The 19767-nt window shown below is 66.8% G+C and carries 20 protein-coding genes; 11 read left to right on the plus strand and 9 right to left on the minus strand.

The window, feature by feature from the left end:
• A complete protein-coding gene (locus CSW57_RS13470) occupies positions 1-708 on the minus strand; it encodes a TIGR03089 family protein (RefSeq protein ID WP_099383391.1) in 708 nt (235 codons plus the stop codon).
• Positions 705-2099 (minus strand): LCP family protein, encoded by a 1395-nt coding sequence (locus CSW57_RS13475; RefSeq protein ID WP_317615581.1) that lies wholly within the window; start codon positions 2097-2099, stop codon positions 705-707. The genes CSW57_RS13470 and CSW57_RS13475 overlap by 4 nt, the downstream gene beginning before the upstream one ends.
• Positions 2100-2717: 618 nt before the next feature.
• On the opposite strand from CSW57_RS13475, the gene rfbD reads away from it, so the two are divergent.
• The 4 genes from rfbD to CSW57_RS13495 all read left to right on the plus strand — a co-directional run bounded on the left by rfbD (position 2718) and on the right by CSW57_RS13495 (position 6475).
• The gene (gene rfbD, locus CSW57_RS13480) at positions 2718-3596 is read left to right on the plus strand and encodes a dTDP-4-dehydrorhamnose reductase (RefSeq protein ID WP_223249235.1); all 879 of its coding nucleotides are present in this window, start codon (positions 2718-2720) and stop codon (positions 3594-3596) included.
• Between the two features lie 65 nt (positions 3597-3661).
• Complete coding sequence (locus CSW57_RS13485) at positions 3662-4579, plus strand: glycosyltransferase family 2 protein (RefSeq protein WP_223249236.1); 918 nt, start codon at positions 3662-3664, stop codon at positions 4577-4579.
• A 5-nt stretch (positions 4580-4584) separates the two neighbouring features.
• Positions 4585-5694: a sugar phosphate nucleotidyltransferase gene (locus CSW57_RS13490; protein WP_051406504.1), complete on the plus strand. Its 1110-nt coding sequence runs from the start codon at positions 4585-4587 to the stop codon at positions 5692-5694.
• Positions 5687-6475, plus strand: a complete 789-nt coding sequence (locus CSW57_RS13495) for an SGNH/GDSL hydrolase family protein (RefSeq protein ID WP_099383195.1) — start codon at positions 5687-5689, stop codon at positions 6473-6475. Before CSW57_RS13490 ends, CSW57_RS13495 begins: the two co-directional genes overlap by 8 nt.
• A gap of 41 nt (positions 6476-6516) precedes the next feature.
• On the opposite strand, the gene CSW57_RS13500 is transcribed toward CSW57_RS13495, so the two are convergent.
• Complete coding sequence (locus CSW57_RS13500) at positions 6517-7158, minus strand: O-methyltransferase (protein WP_189339262.1); 642 nt, start codon at positions 7156-7158, stop codon at positions 6517-6519.
• A 377-nt stretch (positions 7159-7535) separates the two neighbouring features.
• Between CSW57_RS13500 and sigE the strand changes: the two genes are divergently transcribed.
• From sigE to tatB, 4 genes are all read left to right on the plus strand, one after another.
• Positions 7536-8162, plus strand: coding sequence for an RNA polymerase sigma factor SigE (gene sigE / locus CSW57_RS13505; protein ID WP_370623958.1), 627 nt, complete (start codon positions 7536-7538; stop codon positions 8160-8162).
• A 169-nt stretch (positions 8163-8331) separates the two neighbouring features.
• Positions 8332-8829, plus strand: a complete 498-nt coding sequence (locus tag CSW57_RS13510) for a hypothetical protein (protein ID WP_099383198.1) — start codon at positions 8332-8334, stop codon at positions 8827-8829.
• A 118-nt stretch (positions 8830-8947) separates the two neighbouring features.
• Positions 8948-10471: a S1C family serine protease gene (locus CSW57_RS13515; RefSeq protein WP_099383199.1), complete on the plus strand. Its 1524-nt coding sequence runs from the start codon at positions 8948-8950 to the stop codon at positions 10469-10471.
• Positions 10472-10558: 87 nt separating this feature from the next.
• A complete protein-coding gene (gene tatB, locus CSW57_RS13520) occupies positions 10559-11059 on the plus strand; it encodes a Sec-independent protein translocase protein TatB (protein WP_099383200.1) in 501 nt (166 codons plus the stop codon).
• Between the two features lie 15 nt (positions 11060-11074).
• Here the strand turns inward: tatB and CSW57_RS13525 are convergent, their stop codons facing one another.
• Complete coding sequence (locus CSW57_RS13525) at positions 11075-11899, minus strand: ABC transporter permease (RefSeq protein WP_099383201.1); 825 nt, start codon at positions 11897-11899, stop codon at positions 11075-11077.
• Positions 11896-12918 (minus strand): ATP-binding cassette domain-containing protein, encoded by a 1023-nt coding sequence (locus tag CSW57_RS13530; RefSeq protein WP_099383202.1) that lies wholly within the window; start codon positions 12916-12918, stop codon positions 11896-11898. The genes CSW57_RS13525 and CSW57_RS13530 overlap by 4 nt, the downstream gene beginning before the upstream one ends.
• 76 nt (positions 12919-12994) lie before the next feature.
• Between CSW57_RS13530 and CSW57_RS13535 the strand changes: the two genes are divergently transcribed.
• Positions 12995-13756 (plus strand): TetR/AcrR family transcriptional regulator, encoded by a 762-nt coding sequence (locus tag CSW57_RS13535; protein WP_099383203.1) that lies wholly within the window; start codon positions 12995-12997, stop codon positions 13754-13756.
• A gap of 19 nt (positions 13757-13775) precedes the next feature.
• Here CSW57_RS13535 and CSW57_RS13540 read toward each other — a convergent pair whose 3' ends face one another.
• From CSW57_RS13540 to CSW57_RS13555, 4 genes are all read right to left on the minus strand, one after another.
• The gene (locus CSW57_RS13540; RefSeq protein ID WP_023957786.1) at positions 13776-14921 is read right to left on the minus strand and encodes an Mrp/NBP35 family ATP-binding protein; all 1146 of its coding nucleotides are present in this window, start codon (positions 14919-14921) and stop codon (positions 13776-13778) included.
• Positions 14922-14986: 65 nt separating this feature from the next.
• Positions 14987-15991 carry a lytic transglycosylase domain-containing protein gene (locus CSW57_RS13545; RefSeq protein ID WP_223249256.1) on the minus strand — a complete coding sequence of 335 codons (1005 nt, stop codon included), beginning with the start codon at positions 15989-15991 and terminating at the stop codon, positions 14987-14989.
• Between the two features lie 272 nt (positions 15992-16263).
• Entirely contained in the window at positions 16264-16860 is a 597-nt protein-coding gene (locus CSW57_RS13550) for a DUF1003 domain-containing protein (RefSeq protein WP_023957790.1), read from the minus strand.
• An 8-nt stretch (positions 16861-16868) separates the two neighbouring features.
• On the minus strand, positions 16869-18164 hold the full coding sequence (locus CSW57_RS13555; protein ID WP_099383204.1) for a magnesium transporter MgtE N-terminal domain-containing protein: 1296 nt from the start codon (positions 18162-18164) through the stop codon (positions 16869-16871).
• 49 nt (positions 18165-18213) lie between these two features.
• Between CSW57_RS13555 and CSW57_RS13560 the strand changes: the two genes are divergently transcribed.
• A complete protein-coding gene (locus tag CSW57_RS13560) occupies positions 18214-19170 on the plus strand; it encodes an HpcH/HpaI aldolase/citrate lyase family protein (protein ID WP_099383205.1) in 957 nt (318 codons plus the stop codon).
• A gap of 42 nt (positions 19171-19212) precedes the next feature.
• On the plus strand, positions 19213-19698 hold the full coding sequence (locus CSW57_RS13565) for a general stress protein (RefSeq protein WP_023957794.1): 486 nt from the start codon (positions 19213-19215) through the stop codon (positions 19696-19698).
• The last annotated feature ends 69 nt before the right edge of the window (positions 19699-19767 follow it).

Raw genomic sequence — 19767 nt, forward strand, 5'->3', positions numbered from 1 at the left:
TCAGGACAACGTCGCGGTGACCTTCTCGCTGCTCGCCCGGGCAGCCATCTTCTCCAGGTCCGGATTGGCAACCTGCACAAGGGAACCGCCGGCCACCAGGGTGGCGAGCAGGTTGACCACGAGGTTGTCGGCGCTGTCCCAGTGCCGGCTCGACATGATGCGAGATCCGGCGACGATGCCGGCCTCGGCGGCAAAGTTGGTCGCTTCGGTGATCACGTCGTCGACCGTGCGGTCGTCGAGAGCGAGATCGCCGGGTCCGCCGGGCCTGAACTGGTCCCCGTGCACGCGCACCGAGGCCGAGTAGTCGGTGAGCCCGATCGGCAGGTCACGCAACGGCATCCCGAACGGATCGAGTGAGACGACGGCGATCTCCGGCGCACCTTCCACCCGCTCGAGCGACGCCATCGAGCAGAACGCAAGTGCCGCATCGTCGGAGTAGCCCACCCGTACGTGCAGACCGGCCCACCAGGCGCCGAGCAGAACCGCGGCACTCTGCCAGTGCGCGGGCAGGTCGACCGCCACCACATCACCCGGCATCAGCCCGAATTCGTCGCGCACGAGGTTGGCCGTCTTGGCTGCCCAGTTCGCCGCGGTGATGGCGGAGAGTTCGGTGCGCTCGCCGGTTGCGTCGTCGTAGTAGGTGATCAGAGGCTGCGAGCCGTCGCTGGACAACGCCGGGTTCAGCGCGGCATCGGTGAGGGTGGTCAATTCACGCACTCCGGTCCGGTGCCGCCGGCGGTGATGGCCGGAGCCGGTGCGGGTGTTGTCGCCTCGGTGCTCTGGCTGTCCTGCTGACCGTCGTCCACGATCGAGCCCGGACCGCTGTAGGTGTCGGTGAGAATCACCCGAACCGTGTTCGGTGCCAATGTCTTGTCCTCTTTCACGGGTAGTCCGCCGAGTTGGCCCGCAACGGCTTTCGCCCCGGCGTCGTCGGTCGCAGCGGCAAGCACGGTGCTGTCGGTGGACGGGTTGGTGGCGTTGCCGGTCTCGCCGGTCCGGAACCCCTTGGACGCCACGATCTTCGACACGTTGGTGGCCAGACCGTCGACGGTGCCCGAGTTGATCACGTCCACCGTGTACTCACTTGGCGCGAACTTCTTCTCGCCCGTGCCGTTCTTCTCTCCGAGCAACCCATCGGTGAATGCCTTGACGGCCGCCGGGTCCACCTCGACCACGCTCTGGGTGCCGTCGTCGCTCCAGCCTTGCTCGGTGACCACCGGGATCGTCGCGAACTGCACGCGGCCGCCGGACAGATCCTTGAGTTGCTCCACGAACTTGATGATGTCCCAGTCCTGGTCGATCACCACCGAACGTGACACCGCGTTCTCGAGATCGCCGAGTTTACCGGGGTTGGACAAAGTGCCTGCCGACAACACCTTCTGGGCCAGCGATGCCATGAAGACCTGCTGTCGCACGATGCGGTCGAGGTCGCCGCGGGGCAGATCGTGGCGTTGCCGGACAAAACTCAGTGCCTCGGGCCCGTCGAGTGTCTGGCGCCCGGCGGGGAAGTCCGCACCGGAAAACGGTTCGGAGACCGGCGCCTTGAGGCACACGTCCACACCGCCCACCGCGTCGGTGAGCAGGACGAAGCCGAGTAGCCCCACCTCGGCATAGTGGTCGACCTCGACACCCGTCAGGTCTGCGACCGTGGTGATGAGTGCGTCGCGTCCCGCCTGGACGGACTTCTTGTCGGCCTGCTCGAGGTCCATCCCGTCGTTGACCAGGGCCTCGCGCCGGGCTTCTTTGGATGAGCCGTACGCCGAGTTGATCTTGGTCTTCCCGATGCCGGGCACCTCGACGTATGAGTCGCGGGGGATCGACATGGCCGTCGCGGAGGACCCGTCGTTCGGGATGCGGATCAACAAGATGGTGTCGGTGTTGGTCGCCACCTCGTCAGCGGAGTGCAGTTGCGCCAGTTCTTTTTCCGACAGCGGGTTGCCCTGGGCATCGGTTCGCGAGTCGGTGCCGACCATGAGGATGTCGACGGCTCCGTCCTTACCGCTGCCCAGGCTCAGACCACCCAGTTTGGTGATGCTGTTCTCCAGGTCGGTCATCTGGTTCCACGCATATCCGGTGGCGATCAGCACCAGGACCGACACGCCCGCCGCGATGATGCGCGTCAGCGGTCGCCCAGAGTGTGCCGGAGTGGGGGATGCCGGCGCCGGTTCACGCGGCGGTCGTCCGCCCGCGTCGGCGCGGGACCTCGGTGCCCGACCCGGTTGATCCCGGCGATCTGACCGTGCGGCCCGACTACTCGGCGGGGAGGCGCCGTCTCCGCGCCTGGGGCGGGGCGCTTCGGGGGGCAGGGGATCGCGCGGCACCCGTCGGCGCGAAGTCTCATCGGCTCGGGGTCTACGGGGAACGTCCGATTCGGCGCCGCGGGGACGTCGCCGTCCGCCGGTGGGACCCTCACCTGCAAGGGGCCGCTGATGCCGGCCGCCGGTGGAGTTGAGGCGTCGCCCGCCTGACGGTCGATCCGAAGATGGACGGTCCACGGCGGTGAGCGCTCCTAACGGGTAGTGGACGGGTGGCATCGGATGGAGCACGCCGGATCACCGGGAGAGTGCACCTGTTGAAGTAGTGGCAATGTTACGTGCGAATCCGTCTCCGCTCTGGGATGCCGGAAGCGGCGTGTACCGGACCGCCGCGACGCGCAGGAGTGTGAATCTCGCCCTGCGAATGGCAGAGCACCTACGCAACCGGACATGATGGACCCCATGGGTACAGGTGTGCGCTCTGTCATCGTGACCGGCGCCGGGGGGCAAGTGGGCAAACAGTTGAGTACGCGCGCCGAGGGCGCGGTACGTGCTTTGACGTCGGCAGATCTGGACATCACCGACGAGGAGTCGGTGCAGTCGGTACTCGGTGACATCGGCCCGGGGGACGTCGTGATCAACTGCGCGGCCTACACCGCTGTCGATGCCGCCGAAGACGACAGGGAGACCGCGATGGCGGTCAACGGCAAGGGGCCCGGCCACATCGCCCGGCTCACCGCCCGTACGGGTGCGCACCTCGTCCACATCTCGACCGACTATGTCTTCACAGGGGTTGCGTCGGGCCCGCTCGAACCGGATGACCCCACCGGCCCGGCCTCGGTCTACGGCATCAGCAAACTCGCGGGGGAGAAGGCGGTGCGGTCGGCGGATGCCGACGCCACGATTGTTCGCACTGCATGGGTGTACACCGGCATGCCCGACTCGTCGGACTTCGTCAGCACGATGCGCCGACTGGAATCGCAGCGCGACACCGTCTCGGTGGTCACCGATCAGGTCGGTTCCCCGACATATTCCGCCGATCTGGCCGACGGGCTGCTCGAACTCTCCGAACGGGTCGGGCGCGGCGACTCGGGAGCCCGGGGAGCGACGCTGCACGCATCGAACGCCGGCAGCTGCAGCTGGTTCGATCTGGCCCAGGCCGTCTTCGCCGAGATCGGGGCCGATCCGGCCCGGGTCCTGCCCACCACCTCGGTCGATTTTCCTCGGCCCGCGCCCCGCCCCGCGTATTCGGTGTTGTCGGGACGGGCATGGCAGGAGGCCGGTCTCACCCCGCTGCGAGAGTGGCGCTCGGCGTTGTCTGCGGCGCTGCACGTCCGGTGAGCTCGGACGACGGACTGTCCCACGGGGTGCCCGGCGACCCAGTGGTCTCCGGTTACGCTGAGCCGGTGACGACTGAGCCGGTTCCCGAGCGATTCGCAGTGGTGACGGTGACGTACTCGTCAGGCGAGTATCTGTCCCGTTTCATCCAGACGCTCGAACACGCATCGACCACCATCCCGACGGTGATACTCGCCGACAACGGTTCCGATGACGGCGCCCCTGAGGCGGCCGCGGAGAAGTACGACCACGTGTCGCTGCTGCACACGGGCGGAAACATCGGCTACGGGGGCGCGGTCAATCGTGCGGTGGCCGAGATCGACCCCTCCATCGAGTTCGTCGTGGTGGCCAATCCCGATGTCGAGTGGGGTCCAGGTTCCATCGATCAACTCCTCGAGGCCGCAGAGCGATGGCCGCAGGCCGGGGCGCTGGGACCGCTGATCCACGAGCCCGACGGCAGTATCTACCCGTCGGCCCGCCGGGTGCCCGACATCGTGTCGGGGACAGGGCACGCGGTCCTCGGAACGGTGTGGAAGTCCAACCCGTGGACGGCCGCTTACCGGCAGGCGGACGAGGACGTCTCCGAACGGCCGGTCGGGTGGCTGTCCGGGTCATGTCTGCTGCTCCGTCGTCGCGCGTTCGACGCCATCGACGGATTCGACTCGCGCTACTTCATGTACATGGAGGACGTGGACCTCGGCGACCGGCTCGGCCGCGCCGGCTGGCTCAACGTCTACGTGCCAGACGCGGAGGTCCTGCATGCCAAGGGGCACGCTGCCGGCCGCAATCCCGAGCTGATGCTTCCCGCGCACCATCGCAGTGCCTACCGATTCCAGGCCGACCGTCACCCGCATTGGTGGCAAGCGCCCCTGCGGCTCGCACTCCGTGCCGGTCTCGGTGCGCGCTCGGCGGTCGTCGTGGCTGCGGCAAAACGAGCTCAACGACGTGAGAAGTCCCCCACCGGATCGGCGAAAGGTACTCCGTGACCACCATCGACACCGCTCAGACGACCAACGACGACCCGGCGCGACACAGCGACGTCCAGGCGGTGATCTTGGTGGGCGGCAAAGGAACCCGCCTGCGACCACTCACCCTGTCTGCTCCCAAGCCGATGCTCCCGACCGCGGGACTTCCGTTCCTCACCCACCTCCTTGCGCGAATCAGCGCGGCGGGGATCACCAGGATCGTGCTCGGCACCTCGTTCAAATCCCAAGTGTTCGAACAGTATTTCGGTGACGGATCGAAGATGGGGTTGTCCATCACGTACGTCCACGAGTCCGAGCCTCTCGGTACCGGCGGCGGTATCCGGAACGTGCTGTCCGAGCTGACCGCGGAGAACATCCTCGTGTTCAACGGAGATGTGTTGTGCGGCACCGACGTCCGAGCGGTTCTCGACACCCACCAGACCTCCGGGGCGGAGGTGACCCTGCATCTGGTCCGGGTGGGCGACCCACGTGCCTTCGGGTGTGTGCCGACCGACGACACGGGCCGGGTGACCGCATTCCTCGAAAAGACCCAGGATCCCCCGACGGACCAGATCAACGCGGGCTGTTACGTCTTCAAGCGGTCGGTCATCGAGTCCATCCCGGACGATCGGCCGGTGTCGGTGGAGCGTGAGGTGTTCCCGCAACTCCTCGCCGACGACCATCATGTCCAGGGCCACGTCGACTCCGGTTACTGGCGCGACATGGGAACTCCCGAGGATTTCGTGCGTGGCTCGGCCGACCTCGTGCGCGGGATCGCGCCGTCTCCGGCACTCACCGGTCCGCGCGGCGAATCGTTGGTGCACGAAGGCGCCGGTGTGGGACCGGGTGCACTTCTGATCGGCGGCACTGTGGTCGGACGCGGCGCGGAGATCGGCGCGGGCGCCCGCCTCGACGGCGCCGTGATCTTCGACGGAGCCGTGGTGGAGGCCGGAGCGGTGATCGAACGCAGCATCATCGGCTTCGGCGCGCGCATCGGACCCCGCGCCCTCGTCCGCGACGGTGTGATCGGTGACGGCGCCGACATCGGAGCGCGCTGTGAGTTGCTCCGTGGCGCACGTGTGTGGCCTGGTGTGACCATCCCCGACGGTGGCCTGAGGTTCTCGACCGATGTCTGAGACGTCTGCCAACTTCAAACGCTTTGTCGCCGTAGGAGATTCGTTCGCCGAGGGCGTGGGAGACGTCGAGCCCCGCTGCCCGAACGGGGTGCGCGGCTGGGCCGATCGGGTCGCGGAGGTGATGGCCAGGGAGGACCCGGAGTTCCGGTACGCAAATCTGGCGATCCGCGGACGGCTGCTGCCCGCGGTACTCGGCGAACAACTCGAGCCCGCCCTGGCGATGAAACCGGACCTGGCGACCATCTGCGCAGGGGCCAACGATCTGCTTCGTCCCAGCGTCGACATCGACGCGTTGATCGAGTCGTACGACGCGGCGGTCGGCCGGCTCCAGGACGCAGGCGCGACCGTGATCGCTTTCACCGCGTACGACACCGGCGGGAAATCCGTCTTCGGCGCACTGCGCGGCCGGTTCGCCGTCTTCAACGAGTTGTTGCGCGAGGTCGTGGAGGAACGCAACCTCGTGCTCGTCGACTTCTGGCGGATGCGGATCTTTCGCGAGCGTCGCATGTGGGAGTTCGACCGGATGCACATGTCGTCGGCCGGCCACGTCTACATGGCGATCGAGGTGCTGCGGGCGCTCGGCATCGAGCACGATCTCGTGCCGGTGGATTTCGGTCCGGCGCAACTGGTCTCGCCGACCCAGCGGCGCCGCGAGGGTCGTCAGTGGACGGTCGAGTACGCGATCCCGTGGGTCGGTCGTCGACTCCGTGGCGTCTCCACCGGCGACACGATCGCACCGAAGTATCCCGAGTTGACCGCGATGGCGCCCAGCGCCGACTGACTCGGCCCACGCGAACCCTATGGCAGGGAGGGGCGGACCGCTCAGCCGAGGTCGGCGCGTGCCTTGGCTGCTGCGAGCAGGCCCCGGCCGAGCGGGATCACCACCGGGAGCAGTGTGTCGTCGTCGGCGATCAGCAGGGCGCCCTCACGCGCGGCCAGGGCCGCGGGGTCGGTGCTGGCAGGATCTGCGACCGTGCCGTCGGCAGACGCGTTGTGCACGATGAGGATTCCTCCGCCGCGCAGCAGACGTAGGCCCTCGGCGACGTAGCGGGGTTGATCGGTCACCGCGCCGTCGACGAACACCAGGTCGTAGCTCGCGTCGGCGAGGCGGGGGAGCACCTCGGCTGCCCGACCGTTGATCAACCGGGTCCGCGACGGGCTGATTCCGGCGGTGGTGAAGGCAAGTCTCGCTGCCCGGTGGTACTCGGCCTCGGCGTCGATGGTGGTCAGAACGCCGTCGGTCCGCATGCCGTTGAGCAACCACAGCCCGCTGATACCTGCGCCGGTACCCACCTCGACAACTGCTTTCGCGTCCACCAATCGCGCCAGCAGCGACAGGGTTGCCCCGACCGCGGGGGTGATCGCCGGCGCACCCAACTCGTCGGAACGCTCACGAGCGAGGCGCAGCGCCTCGTCTTCGACGATCGCGGCTTCGGCGTAGCGGCTCAGCACGGCCGGGTCGATGGCGGGCCCGGTCGACCCGGACGGGGCAGTCGCATCTGAATCGGCGGGGGAGCTGTGGTCGGACACAGGGTCGAGGTTAACTCCGGGGTCGCCGATAGGGTCGCAGGCGCGCTGAGCAGCAATTCTGTCGCAGCGCGGGCCGCCACACTCTCAGGTAACACTCAGCCCGCTCATAGTGCCCGCACACCCCCGTCGGACAAGGTCATAGGGGAACAACGAGGCAGGCTTTGATGTTGACCGAACTGGGTATGAATACTTCAGCGAATCAGCTAAAAGGGTGCGAACCAATGACCGTCCACCGACGGTCCGCGGAGAAAGTGGAGCTGACCGTGGCTGATGTCAACCGAGACGCCGAGAACACCGGGACCGACGCAGTCGTGGGCGAGTTCGATCTCGCCCGGGAAGACGCGGTCGATGCGGTGCTGCCCGAGTCCGGGACGGCACGTTTCGATGCCACCGGTGACACGGCTCTGATGCCCGCGTGGGACGACCTGGTTCGTGAGCATGCGGACCGCGTGTACCGCCTTGCCTACCGGCTTTCCGGTAATCAGCACGACGCCGAAGACCTCACCCAGGAGACCTTCATCCGGGTGTTCCGATCGCTGTCGAGTTACCGGGCCGGAACGTTCGAGGGCTGGCTGCACCGCATCACCACCAACCTGTTCCTGGACATGGTGCGTCGCCGCAACAAGATCCGCATGGAGGCATTGCCCGAGGACTACGAGCGCGTGCCGGGCAACGACCCCAATCCCGAGCAGATCTTCCACGACGCGAACCTCGACCCCGACCTCCAGACCGCCCTCGACTCGTTGGCCCCGGAGTTTCGTGCAGCGGTAGTGCTCTGCGACATCGAAGGATTGTCGTACGAGGAGATCGCCGCGACGCTGGGAGTGAAGCTCGGAACAGTCCGTAGCCGGATCCACCGAGGTCGCCAAGCCATCCGAGACAACCTCGCGGCCAGCGGTCACCACTCCGGTCGATCGGTACTCGCCCACGATTTCTGAGCGCCGTCGCCGGACATCGGGCGCGTTGGTGGGAACTCCGCCGCCGCGCTGACCGTTCTTCTTCCAGGAAATGCGTCCGTTTCGACGGGTTTCGTGCGGCGTGGAATGGCCGCAGTCCGTACAGTCGAGTCCGGGCATCGAGTAGACGGCAGCGGAAGGGGCGATCGTGATGAGCGACCACACACCCGACGACTCCGCCGACGAGACGGTCGACGAGCGAGACGAGTCCAGGGGTATGCGCAATCGGCGCCGCGTCCTGGGGTGGTTGCCGACCTCGGCGATGGTCACCACCAACAAGAACTATCGGGCCCCCGGCACGCAGGGTGGTCGCAAGTTCCTGTCGACCGAACACCTCGCGACCGAGGCTGTCGCTGCTTACGTCGACGGCGAATTGCGGATGAACGCCTTCATGCGAGCGTCTCAGCATCTCGAGATGTGCGCCCAGTGCCGCTCCGAGGTCGAGGCGCAGAGCGCCGCACGGTCGGCGCTCCGGCGCTCCGGCGAGATCCCGATGCCCGCGCGCCTGCTCGGCGAACTCAATCAGATCCCGACGCGGGAGATCGACCTCCGCGCGGCAGGTGACGCCGGTACGCAGGCCAAGCCCGATTCCCACCTCGACGCACCCGGATTCCCCGTTCACCGCGGTCAGCGGCGACGCGATCGTTAGCGACTGTGCCAGGTAGCCTCGGTGAGGATCTCACCGGCGCCGCCGGAGTGATCCTCCAGCGATCAGCCGCAAGCGAGGGGTTCGAGTTTTTCATGACACCGGTGACACGGGCGGGCCGATGACCGAGACCGACAAGCACGGCTCAAGCCCATCATCGAATGCCTACACGGCTCCGCCTGCCGCCGGCACAGTCGGTCAGGCACCTCGACTCGCGCCCCGGCCCAACGATCATCCTCCCGTTCCCGAGCGAACGGCCGCCGTTTTCGGTAGGCCCGAGGGGGTCACAGGGGCCTTCGCTGCCCCGGAGTACGCCCGGAGTCGACCCCAGCAGCCTGTGGTCGCCAACCCTGACCCGGTGTTGCGCGAGGCCTTCTCTCGGCCCGAGGGTGCCGGCACCCTGCAACGCGACCCGGATTCCCGCTTCGGGGAATCAGAGGAACCCGAGCCCACACCCGACCCCTGGCGGGACCCGGACGCTCCGGCGCAACTGAGTTCGCCTGCTGTGGACACCCCACCGCCCACCGAACCCACGGTGCCCGGACGCAAACTCGGGGTCCGCGAAGTGCTCTTCGACCGCAAGGTCAGCTGGCGGGCCCTGTCCGTACTCGCCGTGATCGCGCTGGTGGTCGGGGTGATCGGTGGTGTCGTCGGCCGGGTCACCGCAGAGGTCACCGAACCCCTTCATTCGAATACCGTCAGCCTCTCGGGCAGCGATGACGACAACGAAGAGGAACCACGTAGTCAGGTCGCCCGCGTCGCCGAGGCAGTCGAAAAAGCGGTGGTGATGGTCGATGTCCGGTTGCCGAACGGCGGTGGCACCGGATCCGGTGTGGTGATCGACAAGGCCGGCTACATCGTCACGAACAACCACGTCATCTCCATGGCGGCGAACGACCGCAGCGCGAAGCTCGAGGTGGTGTTCTCCGACCGCACCCGCGTTCCCGCCCGCATCGTGGGACGCGACATCCGCACCGACCTCGCCGTGCTCAAGGTCGACGGGGTCGACAACTTGACGGTTGCCAAACTGGGCGACTCGGACAAACTCCAGATCGGCGAAGAGGTGGTGGCCTTCGGCGCGCCGCTGGGGCTCGATCGCACGGTCACCAGCGGAATCATCAGCGCCACCAACCGGGCGGTACCCCTGCGGCCCGACGAGACGTCCGACACCGACGCGGTCATCGATGCCATCCAGACCGATGCCGCGATCAACCCGGGTAACTCGGGCGGGCCGTTGGTCGACGACCAGGGCCGGGTGATAGGCATCAACACTGCGGGTCTGGCCCCGGGTGGCGGATCCATCGGTCTGGGCTTCGCCATTCCGGTCAACGAGTTCCTCCCCGTCGCGCAGTCCCTGATCAAGGACGGCCGAGTGGTGCACGCGCAGATCGGTGTGAACGCCAGTTCGGTTCGTAACGACAGGGTGCTCGGAGCGCAGGTGCGCAACGTCGTGGAGGCATCACCTGCCGCGGCGGCCGGCATTCGCGAGGGCGACGTGATCACCAAGTTCGGCGATCGTGTCATCGAGGATGCCGATGAGCTGACCGTGGCCGTTCGGACGTCGGAGATCGGCACACCGGTGCCGTTCCAGTATTGGCGCGACGGACGCACCTTCGACGGCACCATCACACCCGCCGCAGACTAGACCCCCGGCTGTGCTGCGCCGACTGCCCACAGCGAGTTGGCAGCCGGTTCGATTCGACAGAGCCGCCGAGGCCAGTAACCTGGAACGGTGTTCAGCAGTGTTGGTTGGGGTGAGATCGCGATCTTGATGATCGCCGGCTTGGTGATACTCGGGCCCGAGCGTCTCCCGGGTGCGGTGACCTGGGCGATGAAGTCGGTGCGCCAGGTTCGTGACTACGCCACCGGAGCCACCGCGCAGCTCAAGGAAGACCTCGGCCCCGAGTTCGACGACCTGCGCAAACCACTGTCCGACCTGAACGAGCTGCGCGGTATGACCCCTCGGTCGGTGATCACCAAGCATCTTCTCGACGGCGATGATTCCTTCTTCACCGGAAAGTTCGATTCCGGCGACGCCAAGATCAAACCGGTCTCCCAGCCACTGCCGACCACAGATGAGAACTCTCAGGTGGTCTCGCTGAACAAGGCAGGTACCGAGCCGTCGAAGCCCGAGGCACTGGGCGCAGGAACCCCCACGACGTCGTCCGCGGCCGCCGATGCCGACAATGCCGCCCCGGCGCCCTCAGGCGTCGAGCGCTGGGACGCCACCTGAGTCAGCTCGTGCTCGTCAGGTGCGCAGTCGCCGGTACGACCGCGCCGACAGAGCGATGAACACCGCACTGATCAGCAGTGGCCAACCCACAGCGAGCGGGATGGCCCACTCGGTCAATGGCCCCTCGGTGAGTCCGGTCGGATTCCCGCACAGATCGCGAACAGCGGTGGCAGTGGCAGAGATGGGGTTCCACGCCGCGATCGCTCCCAGCCAGCCCGGCATCGTCTCCGCGGACACCACCGCGGTCGACAAGAACCCCACCGGCCAGACCAGGACCTGAACGGCAGACGTCGCAGCGCTGCCGTGAAAGGTGAGGCCGAGGAAGATGCCCACCCACAGCAGCGCGAAACGCAGGAGCAACAGCAATGCGATGGCGGCCAGGGCAGACCCGACTCCGGCACCGATTGTCCACCCGATGAGCAGACCTCCGACGATCAGGACAGCAAGCTCGACGACCGAGTTGATCATGTCGGCGCCGACGCGCCCGAGTGAGACCGCGGAACTGTTGATCGGCATCGATCGGAACCTGTCTGTGATCCCTTTCCGGGCATCCGCGGACATGGCCGAGGTGGTGGACTCGACGCCGAACATCATCGTCATGGTCAGCATGCCGGGCAGCAGGAAGTCGATGTAGTCGCCGCGGTCGGATCCGCCGGTCCCCGGGATCTCGATTGCGCCGCCGAACAGGAACCCGAAGATCAGCAACAGCATGATCGAGAACATCAGGCCGAAGATCGGAGTCCACGGGTCCTTGACCCAGTGGGCGAGGTTGCGTCGGGTGATGACCCAGGCATGCGTGAACAGCGTCGGCGTGCTGGCGATGGGGTGCGTCGATGTCATTTGTCACCTCCGGTGAGATCCGTTGCTTCCTTGGGCCTTTGGGGTGATTCCGTAGCGCTGTGGTTGTCCTCGTCTGTGCTGCTGCCGGTGAGGTGCAGGAACACCTCGTCGAGTGTGGGTCGACGCAGTGTCAGGTCGATGGGTGTGATGTTCGCGGCCTCGAGCGCATGCACCACCGTGGCCAAACCGATGACCGCGGAGTCGATTTCGAACGTCGCAGAGTGTGTGTGCGCGTCAACCGAGGTTGCGGGGCTTCCGACGGCGTCGGCCAGGCTGGAGGTGAGCCGGTCGAGCGAATCGTCGGCTGTCACGGTCACGGTCACCCGATCGCCGCCGATGCGGCGCTTGAGTTCGTCAGGAGAGCCTTCGGCGATCACACGCCCGTGGTTCATCACCGCGATACGGGCGGCCAATTGGTCGGCCTCGTCGAGATACTGCGTGGTGAGCAGTACCGTGGTCCCTGCTGCGGCGATCTCACGAACGGTGCGCCACACGTCATTTCGCCCGCGAGGGTCCAGACCCGTGGTCGGTTCGTCGAGGAACAGGACGGCAGGCGTCAGGACCAGTCCTGCCGCGATGTCGAGGCGTCGCCGCATCCCGCCGGAGTAGCTGGAGACCGACCGTCCTGCGGCATCGGTCAGGCCGAAGCTCTCGAGCAACTCGTCGGCCCGTGCGCCCGCCCTGTTCTTGGTGAGCCCGAAGAGGCGGCCGAACATCACCAGGTTCTGGCGTCCGGTGAGCAGCTCGTCGACGGCCGCGTTCTGGCCGACCAGGCCGATCGCGCGTCTGACCGAACCGGCCCCGCCTCCGACGTCGTGGCCGGCCACTGTGGCGACTCCGGAGTCCAGGTCGATAAGGGTGGCCAGGGCCCGCACGGCCGTGCTCTTGCCGGCCCCGTTGGGACCGAGCAGGCCGTGGATGGTGCCGGCCTCCACGGTGAGGTCGAAGCCGTCGAGGGCGCGGGTGTCGCCGTAGCGCTTGTGGAGGCCGATCGCTGAAATCGAGGGAGGTGACGTCATCGGTTCCTTACTTCGTATGCTGTACGACGTTGAGTGCGAAAGTTCACCGTACACCACACGGGGATAGTGTGGGCGGATGGAAGACGGAGCCGAACAACCACCGAGCGTCGACCGGACCCTGACTCTGCTGTGGCGGTCGAAGGTGGGGGAGCCGCAGGGGACGCGCGGCCCTCGGCAAAGGGCCAGTGTCGACGAGGTGGTCGCCGCCGGGATCGCGACCGCGGACGAGGAAGGGTTGGCCGCGTTCTCCATGCGCAAGGTGGCCGAACGCCTCGGCCTCGGCGTGATGTCGGTGTACACGTACGTGCCGGGCAAGTCCGAGCTCATCGGGCTGATGGTGGACGAGGTGGCCGGAGAGGTCGACTATCCGCCGCACCGCGGTGACCTGCGCGAACGGATGACTGCCATCGCACGGCAGCTGTGGGACGAGTATCACCGGCACCCGTGGTTGCTGCATGTGCAGAAGAGCCGCCCCTGGATCGGACCCCACGCATCGACGCGGTACGAATGGCAGCTCGCGGCCATCGAAGGGATCGGTCTGGACGATCTGGAGATGGATGCCACGCTCGCGGTCATCGCAGGCTTCACCGAGAGCGCTGCGCGCTCGTCGATCGAAGCTGCCCGGGCGCGTACCGAGTCCGGGATGTCAGACGAACAGTGGTGGGAGATCAACGCGCCCGTGCTCGCCCGACTGATGGACGGAGACGACTACCCGGTGTCCGGCCGCGTAGGTACCGCAGTGGGCGCGGAATACCAGTCCATAGGTAGCCCGGAGCGGTCGTTCGAGTTCGGGCTCGCCCGGATCGTCGACGGCATCGAGGCGTTGCTGGACCGCTGAAACCCCGCGGTGACGTGCGTCAGTTGCGCCGAGTGGTGTCGATCCCGAGGTTCATCCCGGCCAGTCCCCGCTTGCGGATGGCCAGGCGATCGGCCACTTGACGCAGTGCTGCGCCGGCGGCGGAATCAGGCGACGAGAGGACCAACGGGACTCCTGCGTCTCCGCCCTCGCGCAGAGCCGGGTCGAGCGGGATCTGACCGAGGAGGGGTACCTCCGCGCCGACGGCGATGGTCAGACGCTCGGACACGCGGGCTCCACCGCCGGAACCGAAGGGCTCGATGCGGCTACCGTCGGGGAGTTCCATCCACGACATGTTCTCGACGACGCCCATGATCTTCTGGCGGGTTTGCAGCGCGATGGCGCCGGCGCGTTCGGCCACCTCCGCTGCGGCCTGCTGCGGGGTGGTGACCACCAGGATCTCGGCGCCTGGGATGAGCTGCGCCACCGAGATGGCCACATCGCCGGTGCCGGGCGGCAGGTCGAGGAGCAGGATGTCCAGGTCACCCCAAAAGACGTCGGCGAGGAACTGTTGCAGAGCACGGTGCAACATCGGTCCGCGCCAGACGACGGGGGTGTTTCCACTGGTGAACTGGGCGATCGAGATGAACTTCACGCCATGACTCATCGGCGGCATGATCATCTTCTCGACCTGGGTGGGTTTTGCGTCGTTGCCGAGCATCCGTGGCACCGAATGGCCGTAGATGTCAGCGTCGAGCACGCCCACCTTGAGTCCCCGATCAGCAAGTGCGGCAGCAAGATTCACTGTGACGCTGGACTTGCCGACACCGCCTTTGCCCGAGGCGACCGCGTAGACCCGGGTGAGTGAGCTCGGCTGGGCGAAGGGGATGACGGGTTCGGCGCGATCACCGCGCAAACTCTTGCGGAGTTCGGTGCGTTGCTCGTCGTTCATCACGTCGAGTTCCACCGACACCGATCCGACCCCTGGCACGTCGGCAGCCGCCGCGGTGACCCGTTCGGTGATCTCGGTACGCAGCGGGCAACCCGAGGTGGTGAGGTAGATACCGATACCCACACTGGAGTCGTCTGCGACGGTGATGGATTTGACCATGCCGAGTTCGGTGATCGGTTTACCGATCTCGGGGTCGTTCACCTTGGCCAGCGCGGCGCGAATCGATGATTCGGTCGGCAACGTTGCTTGTGTCATCGGCCCCGAGTTTACGCGCGCATCAACCCCGCGCCCTCACGGGCTGCCACTGCGAGCGCGGCGTGCTACCTCGCCGGCGGCGGTGGTGGCGGGAGTGTGGGCAGCACGATCGGCGGCAGGCAGATGATCGGGCAGGGTGTGGGCGTGGTGGTCGACGGTTTGGACGACGACGGGCTCTCGCTGGGTGGAGCGCTGCTGCTCGGCGAACTGGACGACGGCGTGCTCGGCGGGGTCGACGAACCCGACGTCGGCGCAGGCAGGGGACCGGTGTCGGTGGGGGTGACGCCCGTTGCGTAACCGGCCGCCCACGCCAGCACGTTGGCCGCGTACTCGGCGGAGTGGTTGTAGCGCATGACCGCGCCGACCTTGGTCTTCTCGGCCATGATGTCGGTGACACCGGCACAGAGGTAACGGCCTGCCGAGTAGGTGGCGTCGAAGATGTTGTTCGGGTCGGACTTGCCGTCACCGTTCGCGTCGCTGCCCCAGGACGCCCAGGTGGAGGGGATGAACTGCATGGGGCCCATGGCACGGTCGTGTCCGGGGTCGCCGTCGAGACGGCCTCCGTCGGAGTCGACGATCACCTCGTTGCCGGCGAGGGTGCCGTTCAGGACAGGCCCTGCGATCGGCGTCAACGTGGTTCCCGAGCTGTCGACGTTGCCGTTACCGGCATGCCCCGACTCGATACGGCCGATGCCTGCGAGCAGGAACCAAGGCAGTTTGCACTGGGGCGACTCGGCGCCGACCCGCTGTTCAGCGAGCTTGTAGGCCTGCAAGACGATGCCGGGGATACCCAGAGGTCCGTCGGGGAGTGCTGCCGCCCTCATCCGGGGGACTGCCAACGGATCCGGCATCGCGGGAAGCGCCGGACTGACCGCTGGGGCACGGAACTCGAGTTCGGGCCGGGCCGGGATGGGAAGGATCTCCGGGGCGGCCGCCGCGACCGTCTGATCCGCCGATGCGACGGTGAGGGTGGGCGCGGGTCCGATGTGCGCGCTCGAGGTGACCGCGGCCATTAATCCCACCCCGATGACAGCACACCCGGTGAGCAGCTGAACGCGACCCCACCGCACAGAGGAGAGGTCGAACGCATGCTTCGACGGCTCTGTTCTTTGGCTCCCGCCCTTGCCCAAACGACCCCAGCGCACTTTCGGCACTCCTGTTGACTCCCCGACCCCGAACATCACGAACTGATTGTGACCCACGATACATATTCGTTATCGATGCCCGCGGGCGAACCATACTTATTGACCGGATCGGCGTGCGTTCGCACCGGCGGGGTCGGTGTGGTCGGGGGGCGGGAGGGTCGACCGTCAGACGAATGGACCCGGCAAGGGAAAGGGGGTCAGTTCCCGTCGTCGCGCTTCTTGTCTCCGCGTTTGCGGTCGTCGCCCTTCTTGGGCTCGTCACGTTTGCGTTGGTCGCCCAGGATCCGCTCGGTGAGTTCGGTCAGCAGGTCGTCGAGCTCGCGGCGCAGGTAGTCGCGGGAGACGGTGTCGCCGACGGCCAGGCGTACCGCGGCCAGCTCCCGCGCCAGGAACTCGGTGTCAGCCTTCGTCTGTTCGGCCCGCATCCGGTCCTCTTCGAGTGAGACCTTGTCCCGGTTCTCCTGCCGATTCTGGGCCAGCAGGATCAGCGGCGCGGCGTAGGCCGCCTGGGTCGAGAACGCCAGGTTGAGCAGGATGAACGGGTACGGATCCCACTGCAGGCTGATCACGGCGAGGTTGAGGAAGATCCACACGATCACCAGGGCGGTCTGGATGGCGAGGTACCGGCCGGTGCCGAGGAAGCGGGCGATGCGTTCGCTGTAGACACCGACGAGGTCGCTGTCGAGGTTCAGTTTCGGCATCCACCGGCGGGTTTCGGTGGGGGTGTCGAGACGGCGGGCCGACCGTGACGATTGGCGCTCGGCGCGGCCGGACGCAGCGCGGTCGCGGTCCATGGGCCCCGTCATCGTGGTCCCTCCGTGGTCAGCTCGTCCTCACCCTCGGTTTCCCGCCAGTCCTCGGGCAGCAAGTGATCGAGGAGGTCGTCGACGGTCACCGCGCCCAGCAGATGACCGTCGTCGTCGATGACCGGACCGCACACGAGGTTGTAGGTGGCGAAATACCGGGTCACCTTCTCGAGAGAATCCTCGGAGCCCAGATGCGGCAACCTGTCGTCGATGATGCCGCCGACGAGGTTGGCCGGAGGTTCGCGAAGCAGTGCCTGGATGTGCACGCAGCCGAGGTACTTTCCTGTCGGGGTGGCGGTTGGTGGTCGCACCACGAAGGTGAGCGAGGCCGACGCCGGGGTGAGGTCTGGATTGCGTGCCCGGGCCAGGGCTTCGGCGATGGTGGTGGAGGCGGTGACCACCAACGGCTCGGTGGTCATCAGACCACCTGCGGTATCCGGTGAATGCAACATGAGTCGACGAACCGGTTCGGATTCTTGGGGATCCATCAACTGCAACAGCGCCTCGGCCTCGGAATCCGGGAGTTCCCCGAGCAGGTCGGCGGCATCGTCGGGGTCCATTGCCTCGAGTACGTCTGCGGCCCGTTCGACCTCCATGTGCCCGAGCAGGTCGGTCTGGTCGTCGGTGGGCAACTCCTGCACCACGTCGGCCAGTCGTTCGTCATCGAAGGCCGACGCGATCTCCTGGCGGCGTTTCGACGGTAGTTCCCGGAGCGCGTGGGCGACGTCCGCAGCCCGCATGCCGTCGAACTGCGACAGGATCTGGGTGACGCCCTGACCGGGCAGCGACAGCGCGCTCTGGGTGAGTCCGAGAACGTGATTCCATTCCACGACATGGGTTTCCCCGCGTCGACCGAGCCGCGACCGCGCACCGCGAACCGCGACCCGGGAGATCACCCAGTCGCGTGTGCGGCGACGTTCGATCGCCAGGTCGACCACCGTGAGGTCGTGACCACGAAGGTGTTCGAGGTCCGGATCATCAACTCGCACACGCGATTCCACGATCTGGCCGAGGACCAGAGCCTCGCCGGGACGCAGGATGAGGCGTCGCAGACTGACCGTTCCGGTGTTGAGCGTCACAGATGTAGGCTCGATTGCCGTGACGCGCAACATCGGAACGAAGATGCGCCGACGGGTGGTCAGTTCCACCGCCAAGCCCAGAACCCGGGGTTGACCGGTTCCGAATCGGATCGACACCACCACATCTCGGACACGGCCGATGGATTCACCATCGGGGCCGAGTACCGCCAGACCGGCCAGCCTGGCCACGAACGCCTTGCTCACCGCTGCCATGGCTGTAAGGGTAGTGGTCGCGAGCCCCGGTCGACGACAAAGGAGTCCCATGCCAGCCTCTGACACCGCGATCCGACGGTCGGTGCTGGCCGTACCCGCCAGCAGTCCGAAGATGCTGACCAAGGCGCGGGGGCTGCCCGCAGACGAGGTCTTCCTCGATCTGGAGGACGCGGTGGCGCCCTCGGTGAAAGAGGCCGCACGGGCCTCGGTCATCGCGGCGCTGGGCGCGGCGGACTGGTCCGGGCAAGAGCGGGTGGTCCGGGTCAACGACTGGACCACACCGTGGACCGTCGACGACGTGGTCACCGTGGTCAAGGGTGCCGGCGCCCACCTCGACTCCATCCTGCTGCCCAAGGTCACCTCGGCTGCGCAGGTCACCGCACTCGACCTGATGCTGGGCCAACTGGAGTCGGGCTGTGGACTGCCGGCGGGGAAGATCGGGATCCAGGCCCAGATCGAGAACGCGGCCGGACTGACAAGCATCAACGAGATCGCTTCGGCCAGTCCGCGGTTGCGCTCGTTGGTCCTGGGACCCGCCGACATGATGGCCAGCCTCGGCATGCGGTCGCTGGCCGTCGGCGAACAGCCCCAGGGCTACCTGAAAGGCGATGCGCATCACCACGTGTTGATGACGATCCTCGTCGCCGCACGAACTCACGGTCTGCAGGCGATCGACGGTCCCTACTTGAAAATCGATGACGCAGCGGGTTTTAGGACAGTCGCCGAGTCCTCGGCGGCGCTCGGCTACGACGGCAAGTGGGTGGTGCACCCCAGCCAGATCGATGCGGCGAACGAGGTGTTCCGCCCGCGGCAGACCGACTACGACGACGCCGAGGAATTACTCGACGCCTATGCACACGCGGCGACCGCCGAAGGTGGCGAACGCGGCGCCGTCCGGTTCCGCGGTGAGATGATCGATGAGGCGAGCCGGAAGATGGCCGAGGTGATTGCCGGCAAGGGCCGCGCTGCGGGCATGTCCCGCTCACCGTCGCCAGTGGACGTCTGACGGCCGCGAATCGAATCGAGCGTTCGAACAAGGAGTGAAGACATGAGCAATCCGATGAAACCCGCGCCGGGGCCCGGCCTGCCCACGCCGCCCAAGGGCTGGCCGATCGGGTCGTACACCACCTATGCCGAGGCGCAGCGTGCCGTCGACTACCTCTCCGACGAGAACTTCGCCGTGCAGGACGTCACCATCGTGGGTGTGGACCTGATGCAGGTCGAGCGTGTGCTCGGCCGATTGACATGGGGCAAGGTGATCGGTGGCGGTGTGGTGTCCGGCGCCTGGCTGGGACTGTTCTTCGGACTGCTCGTCGGCATCGTGGTGGACACCAATCCATTGGTGCCGCTGCTCTTCGGGCTCGTCGGCGGCATCGTCTTCGGCGTGGTGTCCACCTCGATTCCCTATGCGGCCACGCGCGGACAGCGTGACTTCTCCTCCACGATGCAGCTGGTTGCCGGACGGTACGACGTGTTGTGCGATCCGCGCAGTGCCGAACGCGCCCGCGACATGTTGAGTCGCCTGCAGCCGTAGCTGCCCCGCCCGGCGCAGGTCAGGGCCTTTCTGCAGTCAACGATTTGGTCTCGAGTTGGCACGATCATG

Source organism: Williamsia muralis, assembly GCF_002735905.1.
In the GTDB taxonomy this organism is placed as follows: domain Bacteria; phylum Actinomycetota; class Actinomycetes; order Mycobacteriales; family Mycobacteriaceae; genus Williamsia; species Williamsia muralis_A.